The following is a 13725-nucleotide window of genomic DNA, read 5'->3' as shown; positions in this document are numbered from 1 at the left end:
CGGAGACCGACCGGGCGCGGCAGGTGCCGGTCGCACACCGCGGATGGGTCACCGCCTCCAGCGTGCCGGGTGTGCCGGGTCCACGCGTCTCGCCGGTGCGGTGGGTGCGGCGGATCCGCCCGTCTCGTCGGGCGCCCACCTTGAGCGTGGGGGGCGCGGCGTTCCGGCTCCGGTCGGTCGCCTCGCCGGTGTGCTGAGTGCGGCGGATGTGCGCGTCTCGTTGGGTCCGGTTCCACCCCCAACTGCTGCGGTGGTCCGCACCCGGCGGGCTGCCTTGGCAGCGGGGGTTCGGCGGGGTGCTGTCCCGCTGTGGGCAGCGGGGTGCGCCTTGCCGGGGTCAGTGCTCGCTCGCCCGTGCGGCGGCGGGTGCCTGGCTCGGGCTGGGGCTGCAACCCCCTCGGATCAGTCGAGGTTGAGGCGGGCGCCTCGGCTCAGGCCGGAGTCGTGGACCTCCAGGCCCAGCGGGTCGAGGTCGTTCGGCAGCTCGAACACCAGCGCCCCTTTGAACGTCCGGCCCGCCTCGATACGGACCGGGGTGATCTCCTTGCCGTCCTCGTCGAGCAGCTTGGTGCCGCCGTGCAGGGCCTTGTCCTCGTCGATCAGCTTCTGCTGGCCGGGGTAGAGCACGCGGGCCTCCTGGCCGACGTTCCTGACCTGGATGCCGACCTCGCACGTACGCTTGGCCGCCGCCTTCCCCGTGTCGGCGCAGTTCACGCCGGTCACCGCGAAGCGGAGCTTGCCGTCCTGCACCGGCCCGTCCTCGCCGACGGCGGGCGAGCGGAAGAACCAGGACAGCCCGGATATCACCACCACCATCAGCACGGCGACGATCGCCACCGCGGCCAGGCAGCCGGTGGCCACGCCGCGCTTGGGGTTGCCGTAGAGCTGGCGCGGCCCCCGGCCCGGCCGCTGGGGCATGGGCCTGCCCTGGCGTGGCGGCACGGGCACCTGCGGCATCGGCCCGGTCCACTCCAGCGGCGGCTGCTGCGGCGGGTGCGACACCCTCGGCAGCGGTCCCGTGCGCTCGGCTGGCGATGGCGGCTGCGGGTGTGCGCCACCCGGCCGCGGCCCGGTGCGTTCGGCGGGCGGCGGCTGCTGGGGCGGGCGTGACGAGCCCGGCCGGGGTCCGGTCCGCTCGGCGGGTGGCGGTTGGTGCGACGAACCGGGGCGCGGTCCCGTGCGCTCGGCCGGTGACGGCGGCTGTGGGTGCGCCCCACCGGGCCGTGGTCCGGTGCGTTCGGCGGGCGGCGGCTGCGGCGCACCCCCTTGCGGTGCGCCTTGCGGGGCGCCTCCTTGCGGTGCACCTTGCGGAGCGCCACCTTGCGGGGCGCCTCCCGGTACGACCTGCTGCGGCGCGTGCGCCGACGCGGCCTGCGGCACGTTCGGGCCGGGCTGCGGAGCCCCCGGCCCGGCCTGCGGCCCGGCCTGGCCACCCTGAGGCGCGCCAGGCCCACCCTGCTGGGCGCCAGGTCCGCCTTGCGGCGAGCCCGGCCCACCCTGAGGTGCTCCGAGGCCGCCTTGAGGCGTGTTCGGTCCGGGTGGGGGCGTGGCGGGGCCACCTTGAGGTGCTACCGGGGCAGGCTGGGGTGCTCCCGGGGCGCCTTGCGGCGTGTTCGGTCCGGGTGGGGGCGTGGCCGGGCCGCCTTGGGGTGCTCCAGGGCCCGGTTGGGGCCCGCCGGGGCCGGCCTGGGGCGCACCTGTCCCACCTTGGGGTGCGGCGGGGCCGCCCTGCGGCCCGCCAGGGCCTCCCTGAGGGCCCGGCTGGGGCGTGCCAAGGCCGGGCTGGGGCGTGCCGGGGCCGGGCTGGGGCGCAGGTGCGTGGGCCGGGCCGGGCTGTGGGCCATGGGAGGGGCCTGGGGCGCCCTGCGGTGCGACGTGAGGGGCCGCGCCGGGGTGCGGTGCCGGACCGGGAACGGGGCCGCGATCGCCAGGCGGCTGCGGTGCCCGGGAGGTGCCGGGCGTCGGGCCGGTGCGCTCGGCCGGCGGCGGCTGCGGCGGAAGGTGGGCAGCGGGGTGGGCCCCGGCGTGGGCGACGTCGGGCGGGGGCGGCATGAGCGGCCCGAACTCCGACGGGTTCCACGCGTTGGTCAGATGCTTGGTGGCGGCGAGCTGCGCGGCGGGCTCGTCGGCCGCGCCCACCAGTTCGAGCAGCAGCTGCCGGGCGGCGGGCCGGCGCGCGGGGTCGGGGTGGATGGCCGCCGCGACGAGCCGGTCCAGCGGCTCGGGCAGCCCCCGCAGGTCGGGCGGCGCCTGCCGGGCCCTGGCCGCCATCACGTACGCGTCGCCCTCGCCGAACGGATGCCCGCCGAGCCCCGCGTACGCGATGAGCGACCCCCACGCGAACACGTCGCCGGCCGGGCTGGTCTGGCCCTCGAAGACCTGCTCGGGAGCGATCCACCCGGGCGTGCCCATGACCATGCCGGCGTTGGTGTGGCGGGAGTGGACGTGGGTGGATCGGGCCAGCCCGAAGTCGATCACGCGCGGCCCGGCCAGCGTCAGCATCACGTTGGCGGGCTTGAGGTCGCGGTGGACGAGCCCGGCGGCGTGGATGGCGGTGAGCGCGGCGGCCACGCCGACGGCGGCGGCGTGCAGCACGGACGGCGACAGCGCGCCGTGCTCGATGAGGTGGTCTTCGAGCGAGATGCCGTCGATGTACTCGGTGACGAGGTAGAGCCGCCCGCGGTCCTCGCCGTGGTCGAGCACGCGCGCGGTGCAGAACGAGGCGACCTTGCGCGCGTTGGACACCTCTTCGTGGAACCGCGCCCGGTAGACCGGGTCGGCGGTGAAGTCGCGCCTGATCGCCTTGACCGCGACCTTGGAGCCGTCGGGGGCCTTGGCGAGGTAGACCACGCCCATGCCACCGGAGCCGAGACGGCGGATCAGCTCGTAGGGGCCGATCGCCGGCGGGTCTTCCGGCTCAAGAGGAGTGCCTGCGGAGCGCCCCAACGTCGCCGTCCTCTCGCCGTCGTCATCCCGTCGCAACCCGAACCGTTCCTCCCGCCGGTTCGTATCGTGTGACAACCCGAACTGTCCCCGCGCCCGGCATCCCGTTTGTACCCCAGACTCTAACGGAGACAGGCGATGTCCGTTGGCCACTAGGCCGTGCATGGCCCCAACGGGTAGGCCGTTCAGCAGCCTCGGGCGGGGTCGCGGCGCAGGGGCCGCATGGAGACGCGCAGGCGGGCGAGATCGATGGCGTGCGGCAGCGGCCGGTGGGGCGAGAGCAGCCTGCCGACAGGTTTGGGGCGTGCGGTGCGCAGGATGGCGCCGAGGAAGGCGGTGCCGACGGCGAGCGTCAGGTGCACGCCGTCGCAGCCGGGCCGCGCCCACCACTCGGTGGCGGCGGTGCCGTCGAGCCAGATCTCGGGGGCGAAGGTGTCGGCGTACGGCAGGCGCGGGCTGCGCTGGTGCGCCGCGACCGGCACGAGGACGGGGGTGCCCGCGGGCACGGTGGAGCCGTACCACTCGGTGTCGGTGGTGGTGACCCGCGACAGCGCCGGCACCGACGGCCACAGGCGCAGGCCCTCGCGCAGGCAGGCGCGCAGGTGGTCGGGGTCGTTGCGGGCGGTCTTGCGGTGGCCGGGGTGCGCGGCGAGCAGCGCCAGCGTCTGCGTCAGCCCGGCGGCGGCGCAGCCGAACCCCATGAGCCAGTACGCCGCCTGCATGAGACCGCGCGCCTCGGGCTCGGGCGTCTCGGCGATCAGTCCGGCCAGGCTGCCGGGCTCGGCCCTGCGCAGGTGGTCGATGATGCGGGCGTCGTAACGTCCTGACAGGATCTCCTGGCGGCGGCCCGCCCGCCACCGGCCGGCCCGCGTGATGCCTTCGAGCAGGCGGGTGAGCTCCTCGTCGCGGGCGGCCCCGTCGCCGTAGACGCAGCGCCTGGCCACGCGCTGCCAGCAGGCGTTCAGCCGCGAGTGGTCGACCACGCCGCTGGCCAGCTCGCCGGCCTCCTCCTGGGCGATCTCGGTGAAGCGCGGCCGCAGCACGTCGGTGGGCAGGCCGAAGGGACGCTCGTCGAGCGCGGGCGCGAAGGCGTCGTCGTCCCCGTCCAGGACGCGCAGGGCGTCGCGCTTGGACAGCACGAGCAGGGCTGCCCGGCGCGGCTTGCGGACGAGCACGGGACGGCCGCCGTAGCGGGCTTCGAGGTCGGCCAGCAGCGCGCGCGAGCGCAGCAGGTCGCGGCCGTGCGTGACGTGCGGCATGCCCGGCGGGAGGAGCAGGGCGGTCAGGCGCAGGCTCTCCAGCAGGGTGGTCCTGGGCAGCCCCCTAGGCACGCGTGGCCTTGCGGAGAACGGGTGGGTAGGTCATGGATCGATGTGATCGTCCCTGCGACGCCGCCGCAATGCGGGGTCTCGGTCAATGGAACACTTCCGGCTTCAAGATCGGTCGGTGTTCCGGCCACCGGAACGATCACCTGCTGAGCAGGGCCCCGGAGAGTGCCTGGGCGGCCCCGCGTACGGAGATGTCCAGCCGCGCCAGCGGCAGGTGGGCAGGCGCCGCCACCGCCACCGCCATGCAGACCCGCCCGCCCGGGCCGAACACCGGAGCCGCCACGCAGGACACGCCCTCGGTGTACTCCTCCCGCGCGTACGCGACGCCATACCTGCGCACCTGGGCAAGCTCACGTTCGAGCGCCGCCAGGCCGGTGATCGTGCGGCGCGTCATCCGCTCGAACGGGCTGCGCGCCGGCAGCCCGTCGCGCAGCTTCGGGTCGAAGGCGAGCAGCGCCTTGCCGGCCGCCGTGCAGTGCAGCGGCGCACGGTCGTCGCCGTCGGAGCGCGAGCGGACCCGGTCGTGGCCGTAGATGCGCTCGACGTAGCGCACCTCGAGACCGGCGGGCACGGCCAGGTTCACCGTCTGCCTGGTGGCCTCGTACAGGTGGAGCAGGTAGGGCAGCACGAGCCTGCGAGTGCCGGGGATGCGCGGGCAGGTCACCCCGGCCATCGACTCCAGCAGCTCGCCCGGCAGGTACGCGCTGCCCACCCGCCTGGCGAGCGCGCGCGAGCACAGCACGCCGAGTATGCGGTGGGCGGTCGACTTGGGCAGGCCCGTGCTGCGGCACAACTGCGACAGCGTGACGGGCCCTGAGGCGGCGCTGAGCGCGAGCAGGATGTCGATGCCCCGCTCCAGGCTGCCCGGCTGGGACGCGGGGCGCTCGTCCGGCACCGTGTGCGCTTGGCTGATCGTTTCCGTCGGCATCGATGTCCCTTTCGCTCTCCGAGGAGCAGAAGGGGCTTCCCGGGGCTGCGGTTGGGCTTGCTGTTACAACCGCTCACCTACCCGGCCGCCGCCCGGTGATACCACGCTCAGTGAAGAGGGATGATCTCTCTGTACGCGGACACGGTGACCTCCGCCCTGCCGTGCGCGTCTCGATCTGGAGCTGATCAGAGACGCCGCAGCCGCTTCCCGAGGAGCTCTCCGTTCTTCGCCTTCTGGCCTCCGAGCAGGTACACCTTCAGCCGGGTGTTTCCCGCCAGCGGGGCGAGGTCGAGGCCAGGAGGGCACGCCGCTAGCGACAGCGCCCGCAGCTCGGGCAGCTCTGCCAGGGGCGAGAGGTCTCCCACCGGCGTTTCCACGAGCTGGAGGTCGCGCAGCGTCCGGCAGGCAGCGAGGGGCGAGAGGTCATTCAGACAGGGGACGCGGAAGAAGGCGAGCTGGGTGACGCCGGTGTGGCCGAGCGCGTCAAGACCGGTGAGGCGATCCTGGCGCCCTATCGCCAGGAACTCTAGGGCGGGGGCGCGCTCGACGAGATCGCGGACCGAGGCCATGAGCGGCGTGCCGTAGATCGCCAGCGACCGCATCCGGTCCAGCGGGGGCAGGCACTCCCACGTGGTCAGGGAAGAGGCGTCTGCTATTTCCAGGTGTTCGAGCCCGATGAGGTGGTTGAGGAGAGCGACGCCGGAGCCGGACGGCACATGACCCAGACTGAGCGAGGAGAGGCGCGGCAGGTCCGCCAGAAATTCCAGGCACTCCGCGCTGCCCACGGAAAGGTCCGTCAGCGCACTGAGCCGGCGCAGGACGGAGACCCCCGCCGCGTCGATGACGCTGTTCACGTTGAGCCGGGTCAGCGTCGTGCGGTGGGCGAGCAGCGGCTCCAGATCTCGCACCGCCGGCATGACGATGTGGATGTACTCCTGCGGTGGCAGCCCGCGCACGGCTTCCATCTGCCCAGCCGTGGTCACGAGGAGCCGGCGCGGGCTCTTCACAGCGGAGATCACCCGCCGGGCGTAGGCATGCGGTTCGAAGTATCGCCAGCCGTCCACCAGCTCCTCCTGGACCCGCTCATCACGGGCATACCCGGCCAGCAGGTCCAGTGCGGCGGGTCCATTGATCATTTGCGCGGTTGCGGTGCAGGCGCGGGCGACGGCGGGAGAGAGGCCGCTCAGGTCCTTCGGGAGGCGGTCCACAACCACCTGGCCGGCCAGGGACAAAGAGCGGGCCGCACTGATGTCCCTCGGCGGGATGAGGTCGTCCAGGCATTTGTCCACGGCCTCGCGGAGGCGCTCCGGGACCGAGGGCAAGGTTTCCAGGCAGGCGCAGACGACGATCTTGAGGCGGCGGGCGCGGCGGGGTTCGGTGGCGATGCGGTGCAGCAGCCCCTCCAGCAGGGCCTCGCGCAGGGGGCCGTTCGCGTGGCCGGCGGCCATCACCACGACCTCACGCCACTGATCACGATGGGCGTTGGAGACCAGCGGCTCCACATCACCGACCTCGGCGGCGGCCCGCGCCGTCAGGTACTCCTGCACGGTCCGGTGCACGAAGTCGATCCGCCCTTCCACAGGTTCGCGGATGACGCCGCTCCGGGCGAGCAGGTAGTCGAGCACCTGCCCGCCGTCGGCACGCACGCGGGGCATCGTGGCGACCACCCGGTCGACGTACCCCCGCGCCGCCTGCTTGGACAGCTCGACCCGGTTGGTGACGGACAGCTGCCAGGCCAGCTCCTGCAGCACCTGGAGCTTCTGCGCCCGGTTCAGGTGCAGCTCGCCGTAGCTGGGGATGACCCGCTCGGCGTCCCTGCGTTCGAGCAGCATCTCCAGCGCCGCCGCGTACAGGCCCATGCGGTCGGGCGGGAGCTGGGAGGTGCGGTCGAGGTTGAGCGCGCAGAGCATGGAGGCGAGCAGCGGGGTGGCGGCCAGGGCGCGCAGGTGCGGGGCGCTCTCCAGGTGGGACAGCAGCCGCTCGCGCACCACGGGCAGTTGCTCGGGCGGGCAGGGCAGGTCGGCGCTGCTTCTGATGGCCTCGTGCCAGTGTTCGATGAGCGCCCGCGTGTCGGCGGGCGTCATGCGTTCGAGGAACGCGGGCGCGAAGCCGTCCTCCTCCAGCCACGCCGCCGACGCGGCAGAGGGGCGGCTGGTGACGAGCACGCGGATCGAGGGGAACTCGGCGAGCAGCCCGCTCAGCCACGGCTTGATGGCCCTGCGCTGGCCGCCGGTGAGCTCGTCGACGCCGTCGATCAGCAGCAGCGCCCGGCCGGATGCGAGCTGCCGGTGCACCCAGCCCGCCGGCATCAGCCCGGCCAGCGGCCCCGCGGTCAGGTCGAGGAACTGTTCCGGTCTCGGCAGCTCGCGGTCGGCGTAGCTGCGCAGCTTCACCAGGAACGGCACGCAGCCGTTCCAGCCGGCCAGCTCGCCTTCGAAGCCGCCCTTGGCGGCGGTGACCGCGAGCCGGCGCAGCAGCGTGCTCTTGCCGCCGCCGGCCTCGCCCCGCAGCAGGATGCGGCGGCCCTGGCCGAGCGCGCTCTCCACGCGCATCGCGGCGAGCTCGTCGGGTACGTCATGCCAGGCGGCGTGCAGGCCGCTCGCGGCGCGCGAGGCCGTCACCGACAGGCTGATGTAGGCCACGCTCAACGACATCCGCGGACGGAACCGCTCGACCCGGACGCCCAGCAGCTCCAGGTTGTCCAGCGTGCGGGAGATGTGCTCCAGGTAGCGGCGGCGGAATTCGGCGTCGAGGTCGGACCCTTCGGGAGCGAACAGGGTGCGCGCGGGTAACCGTTCGAGCATCGCGGCGAGCTGCTCGCCCAGGCCGGTGAGCCGCGACAGCGTCTCGGCGGCGGCGCGCGGCTGGAACTCGGGCAGGTGCCGCACCACCCGGACCAGGCAGTCGCAGCACTCGTCGAGCACGACCTCGTACAGCCGCGCCTGCGGCTCGCTCAGGTCCTTGGAGGCGGGCAGGGCCCTGCGCAGCTCGCGCGCCAGCCGTACGGGGTCGGCGTCGGCGGCGAAGATGGCGCGGTCGGACAGGTCGGCCCGCCCCAGCGCGTCGGTGACCTCGGCGAGCACGACGAGCCGGTCGTCGTCGCCGAGCCCGGGGTACTCGTGACCGCACAGCTTGGTGATCCGCGCGGTCACGGCGTCGGCGATGTCCTCGATCTGCCGCTGCGCCTTGCGGCGGACGAGCTGGTCGGGGAAGCGGGCGCGCATCAGCTCGACGAGCGGCAGCCGGCCGCTCTCGGCCGACGACCTGGCGGCCAGCCAGGCGCGTACGGCCCGCTCGCCGACCGCCGTGCCCGCCTTCAGCGCGGCTGTCTCCCATGCCACCCCGCCATTATCGGGGTCAGCGGAGCGCGGCGGCCTCCGCGGCCAGCTTCTCCACGCGGGCCCAGTCGCCGGCCGCCAGCGCGTCGGCCGGGGTGAGCCAGGTGCCGCCGACGCAGCCGACATTGGGCAGCGCCAGATAGTCGGGGGCGGTGGCCAGGCGGATGCCGCCGGTGGGGCAGAAGCGCACGTCCGGCACCGGGCCGCCGATCGCCTTCAGGTACGGCACGCCGCCCGCCGCCTCGGCGGGGAAGAACTTCATCTCCTTGATGCCGCGCTCGGCCAGCGCCATCACCTCCGAGACGGTGGCCGCGCCCGGCAGGTACGGCACCCCGCTCGAGTCCAGTGCCTCCACCAGCGACGGCGTGGTGCCGGGCGAGACCAGGAACTTCGCGCCGGCCGCGACCGACGCGATGACGTCCTCGGCCGTCCTGACCGTGCCCGCGCCCACCGTGGCCTCCGGCACCTCGGCGGCGATCGCGGCGATGGCCTCGCGCGCGGCGGGCGTGCGCAGGGTCACCTCGATGACCGGCAGCCCCCCGGCGACCAGCGCCCGCGCGAGCGGGACGGCGGTGGACGCGTCCTCGATCACCACGACGGGGATCACGGGGGCGAGATCGAGCAAGCTCATGCGGTTTTCTCTCTCCTCATCGGCACTCATGGAAGAGGCCGTCTCATCCGGGGGCGGGTGGTCAGCCCACCAGCTCCCTGCGGGCCCGATGGCTCAGCCAGGCGGCCGCGCCGGTCATGCCCGGCTGGGCCGCCACGATGAGCGACGTCCCGATCCCTGACAGGTAGGCGGCCATGTCGGGGTTGGACTCGAACCGCGTGCGGAAGGCGCTGCCGCGCACGCGCTCCACGATACGGGGCAGCACGCCGCCGGCGAGATAGACCCCGCCCCGCGCGCCGAGCGTCAGCGCCACGTTGCCGGCGAAGCCGCCGAGCAGCGCGCAGAACATCTCGACGGTCTCGGCGCACAGCGAGTCGTCCACCCTGGCCACGATGTCGGCGGCGGTCAGCTCCGGCGCGGTGACGCCGTTCACCAGGGCGAGCGCCCGGTGCAGCCGCACCAGGCCGGGCCCGGACAGCAGGTGCTCGGCCACCACGTGCTCCACGCCCTGCGAGCGCAGCGCGCGGACCACCTCGAACTCGCGCGGCTCCACGACCGGCACCGTGACGTGCCCGCCCTCGCCGGGCACCGGCACCCAGCCCTGCCCGGACGGCACCAGGCCGCCCACGCCGAGCCCCGTGCCGGGGCCGAGCACCGCCTTGACGCCCTCGTCGCCGGGCGGCGGGCCGCCCAGCGAGACGAGCTCGTCGCCCTCCAGGTGGGGCAGCGACACGGCCAGCGCCTCGAAGTCGTTGAGCAGCCGTACGTACGGCACGTCGAGCTCGTGGACGCTGCCCGCCCACGAGGAGTTCGTCAGCCGGTAGCGGTCGCCCTCGATCGGCCCCGCCAGCGCCAGGCAGGCCGCGCCCGGCCTGACACCGCCCGCGTGCTCGGCGAGGTAGGCGGCCATGGCGTCGGGCAGCGTCGGGTAGTCGCGGCCGGGCAGCACCGCCACGTGCGAAGGGCGCGCTCCGAGCGAGGTGACCAGGCCGAACCTGGCGTTGGTCCCTCCGATGTCGGCGACGAGCCACGGAAGGTCAAAGGCACTCACGCATACCTCCGGCGTTCTGGGGCGGCGTCAAGATCGCGCAGCCGATTGCTCCACCGAAGGATGCCACGGCGGCTCACGACCGCCCAGAGGGGGTCGTGAGCACCGCGTCGTACGGGAGGGCGAACGTTCACCGGACCAGTCCGGCGGGCCGCGCGCCGACCGGCGCGCCCGTCTCCAGGTGCGAGGAGCCGGCCTGGGCGGGGAAGCCGAGGCCGGGGCCGTGGTCGGGCGACTCGGCGCCGCTCACGCCGAAGATGCCCGCGCCCTGCTCGGCGTGGCCGGCCATGCGGCGGAACGCGGCGAACAGCTCGCGGCCGGTGCCGACCCACTGGGCGTCGCTCAGCGGCCGGCCCTCGGGCGTGCGCCTGGCCAGCTCCTCGGCCGGCACCAGCAGCTCCAGCGTGCCCTGCGCGGAGTCCAGCCTGATCACGTCGCCGTCGCGTACCAGCGCGATCGGCCCGCCGTCGGCGGCCTCGGGCGACAGGTGGATGGCGGCCGGCACCTTGCCGGACGCGCCCGACATGCGGCCGTCGGTGACGATCGCCACCCGCTGCCCCCTGTCGAGCAGCACGGCCAGCGGCGGGGTGAGCTTGTGCAGCTCCGGCATGCCGTTCGCGCTGGGGCCCTGGTAGCGGATGACCGCCACGAAGTCCTGGCCGTCCAGCTCGCCCGCCTCGAACGCCTTCAGCAGCTCGAGCTGGTCGTCGAACACCTTGGCCGGCGCCTCGATCACCAGGTGCTCGGGCTTGACCGCCGACACCTTGCTGACCGCGCGGCCCAGGTTGCCCTCCACCATGTGGATGCCGCCGTCGGGCGCGAACGGGTCGGAGACCGGGCGCAGCACGTCGAGGTCCTTGCTGCCGCCGGTGACCGGCGCCCACACCAGCTCGCCGTCCACCAGCTCCGGCGCCTCCCGGTAGCGGTCCAGGCCGGGGCCGGCCACGGTCATCACGTCGCCGTGCAGCAGCCCCGCGTCCAGCAGGTCGCCGATGAGCACCTGCATGCCGCCGGCCTCGCGGAAGTGGTTCACGTCCGCCTGGCCGTTGGGGTAGACCTTGGTCAGCGACGGCACGACCCGCGACAGGCAGGCCATGTCGTCCCAGGTCAGCACGATGCCCGCGGCGGCGGCCATGGCCACCAGGTGCAGCGTGTGGTTGGTCGAGCCGCCGGTGGCGAGCAGCGCCACGCAGGCGTTCACGATCGTCTTCTCCGTCACCAGCTCGCCGATCGGCGTGTACGCCGGGCCGTGCGCGGTGATCTCCACCGCGCGCCGCCCGGCCGCCTCGGTGAGCGCGTGCCGCAGCTCGGTGTGCGGGTTGACGAACGTCGAACCCGGCAGGTGCAGGCCCATGACCTCCATCAGCGCCTGGTTGGAGTTCGCGGTGCCGTAGAAGGTGCAGGTGCCGGGGGAGTGGTACGACTTCGCCTCGGCGTCGAGCAGCTCGTCCCTGCCGACCTTGCCCTCGGCGAAGAGCTGGCGGGTGCGCGCCTTGACCTTGTTGGGCAGGCCCGAGGTCATCGGCCCGGCCGGCACGAAGATCGCGGGCAGGTGCCCGAAGTGCAGCGCGCCGATGAACAGCCCAGGCACGATCTTGTCGCACACGCCCAGCAGCAGCGCGGCGTCGAACATGTCGTGCGACAGCGCGATCGCGGTCGACAAGGCGATCACGTCACGGCTGTAGAGCGACAGCTCCATGCCCGCGCGGCCCTGCGTGATGCCGTCGCACATGGCGGGCACGCCGCCGGCGACCTGCGCCACGCCGCCCGCCTTGCGCACGGCCCGCTTCAGCTCCGGCGGGTACGTCTCGTACGGCTGGTGCGCGGACAGCATGTCGTTGTAGCTGGTCACGATGGCCACGCCGGGCTTGGCGGTGCCGCGCAGCGCCGGCTTGTCCTCGGCGGGGGCGCCGGCGAAGCCGTGGGCGAGGTTCGCGCAGCCGAGGTGGGCGCGCGCCGGGCCCTTCGCCCGCGCGGCCTCCCCGTCGCGGCGGATCCGCTCCAGGTACGCGGCCCGGCTGGCGGCGCTCCGCTCGGTGATGCGATCGGTGATCTCCTGAATGACGGGGTTCACAGTTCCTCCTCGTGCCAGGCGCGACCGCTGCGGCCGAGCAGCTCGTGGGCTCCGGCGGGGCCGGTGGTTCCTGCGGGGTAGGGCTCGGGCAGCACGGGGTCGGCCTTCCACGCCTCCAGGATCGGATCGATCCAGCGCCAGGCCGCCTCGACCTCGTCGCGCCGCATGAACAGGGTGGGGTTTCCGGCGAGCACGTCGGTCAGCAGCCGCTCGTACGCCTCGGGCACCCGCGTCGTGAACGTCTTGCCGAAGCTCAGCGACAGCGGCACCGGCTTGAGCGTGACCTCGCCCGCGCCCGGCTCCTTGGCCATGATGTGCAGCTCGATGCCCTCTTCCGGCTGCAGCCGCAGCACCAGCCGGTTGGGCGAGCCGCCGGGGAAGATGGAGTGCGGCACGTCCTTGAACTGCACCACGATCTCCGAGCGCCGGTACGGCATGCGCTTGCCGGTGCGCAGGTAGAACGGCACCCCGGCCCAGCGCCAGTTCTTGATCTCGGCCCGGATCGCGGCGAACGTCTCCACCCGGCGCGAGGCCTCGGTCGGCGGCGTCGAGGCGGGCTCGTCCAGGTAGCCGGGCATGTCACCGGCGCCGGTGTACTGGCCGCGCACGGTGAAGCGTTCCACTTCGCCGCCCGTGATGGGCCGCAGCGCCTGCAGCACCTTGACCTTCTCGTCGCGGATGGCCTCGCGGTCGTTGCGGGCCGGCGGCTCCATCGCGGTCAGCGTGAGGAGCTGCAGCAGGTGGTTCTGCACCATGTCGCGCAGCGCGCCCGCCTGGTCGTAGTAGCCGCGCCGGCCCGGCGTGCCGACGGTCTCGGCGGCGGTGATCTGGACGTGGTCGATCCACAGGGAGTTCCAGATCGGCTCGAGGAAGGCGTTGGCGAAGCGCAGGACCAGCAGGTTCTGCACCGTCTCCTTGCCCAGGTAGTGGTCGATGCGGAAGATCTGGCGCTCGTCGAAGATCTCGCCGACCTCGTCGTTGATGCGCTGGGCGCTGGCCAGGTCGTGGCCGAGCGGCTTCTCCAGCACCACCCGCGAGCGCGGCGTCACCAGGCCCGCCCGGTGCACCTCGCGGCAGAACGGGCCGAACGTCGCGGGCGGGCTGGCCAGGTAGAAGACGCGGTCGCGCTGCTCGTACCCGGCGAGCAGGCGGCTCAGCGCGCTCCAGCCGGAGCGGTTCTGGCCTCCCACGTCCACCGACACGTGGTGCAGGCGGCCGAGGAAGCGCTGCCAGCCGTCCGGGTCGTCCGCCGGCACCTGGCCGCGTACCTCGGCGTCCACCTTGCCGCGGAAGTCGGCGTCGGTCAGCCCGCCCCTGGACATGGCGATGATCCGGGTCTCCGGGGCCAGCCGGCCGTCGCGGTCGCTGTGATACAGCGCGGGGATCAGTTTGCGCATGGACAGGTCGCCGGTGCCGCCGAACACGACGAGGTCGGCGGTGTAGGCGACGGCGGGGT

General features: G+C 73.8%; 8 protein-coding genes. All 8 read right to left on the bottom strand.

Going from position 1 to position 13725, the window contains the following annotated elements:
- Positions 1 to 402 precede the first annotated feature (402 nt).
- Positions 403 to 2946: a protein kinase gene (locus tag AB0K67_RS06555; RefSeq protein WP_364053901.1), complete on the bottom strand. Its 2544-nt coding sequence runs from the start codon at positions 2944 to 2946 to the stop codon at positions 403 to 405.
- Positions 2947 to 3128: 182 nt separating this feature from the next.
- Complete coding sequence (locus AB0K67_RS06550; RefSeq protein WP_364053899.1) at positions 3129 to 4274, bottom strand: cytochrome P450; 1146 nt, start codon at positions 4272 to 4274, stop codon at positions 3129 to 3131.
- Positions 4275 to 4410: 136 nt separating this feature from the next.
- Positions 4411 to 5199 (bottom strand): IclR family transcriptional regulator, encoded by a 789-nt coding sequence (locus tag AB0K67_RS06545; protein ID WP_364053897.1) that lies wholly within the window; start codon positions 5197 to 5199, stop codon positions 4411 to 4413.
- A gap of 185 nt (positions 5200 to 5384) precedes the next feature.
- Positions 5385 to 8540 carry an NACHT domain-containing protein gene (locus AB0K67_RS06540; RefSeq protein WP_364053894.1) on the bottom strand — a complete coding sequence of 1052 codons (3156 nt, stop codon included), beginning with the start codon at positions 8538 to 8540 and terminating at the stop codon, positions 5385 to 5387.
- A gap of 16 nt (positions 8541 to 8556) precedes the next feature.
- On the bottom strand, positions 8557 to 9168 hold the full coding sequence (gene eda, locus AB0K67_RS06535; RefSeq protein WP_364053891.1) for a bifunctional 4-hydroxy-2-oxoglutarate aldolase/2-dehydro-3-deoxy-phosphogluconate aldolase: 612 nt from the start codon (positions 9166 to 9168) through the stop codon (positions 8557 to 8559).
- A 61-nt stretch (positions 9169 to 9229) separates the two neighbouring features.
- Positions 9230 to 10198 (bottom strand): glucokinase, encoded by a 969-nt coding sequence (glk, locus tag AB0K67_RS06530; protein ID WP_364053888.1) that lies wholly within the window; start codon positions 10196 to 10198, stop codon positions 9230 to 9232.
- Positions 10199 to 10325: 127 nt separating this feature from the next.
- Complete coding sequence (gene edd, locus AB0K67_RS06525; protein ID WP_364053885.1) at positions 10326 to 12269, bottom strand: phosphogluconate dehydratase; 1944 nt, start codon at positions 12267 to 12269, stop codon at positions 10326 to 10328.
- Positions 12266 to 13693 (bottom strand): glucose-6-phosphate dehydrogenase, encoded by a 1428-nt coding sequence (zwf, locus tag AB0K67_RS06520; RefSeq protein WP_364057467.1) that lies wholly within the window; start codon positions 13691 to 13693, stop codon positions 12266 to 12268. The genes edd and zwf overlap by 4 nt, the downstream gene beginning before the upstream one ends.
- Positions 13694 to 13725: the final 32 nt, after the last annotated feature.

Origin of the sequence: Nonomuraea sp. NPDC052634, from assembly GCF_040678535.1 — a bacterium.
Lineage (GTDB): Bacteria > Actinomycetota > Actinomycetes > Streptosporangiales > Streptosporangiaceae > Nonomuraea > Nonomuraea fastidiosa.
This window is presented reverse-complemented; position numbering and strand designations above follow the sequence as displayed.

What these genes read in the sequence shown, in the direction of transcription:
- AB0K67_RS06545 (WP_364053897.1), bottom strand. Translation starts at nt 5,199, where the DNA reads ATGCCGACGGAAACGATCAGCCAAGCGCACACGGTGCCGGACGAGCGC.
- eda (WP_364053891.1), bottom strand. Translation starts at nt 9,168, where the DNA reads ATGAGCTTGCTCGATCTCGCCCCCGTGATCCCCGTCGTGGTGATCGAG.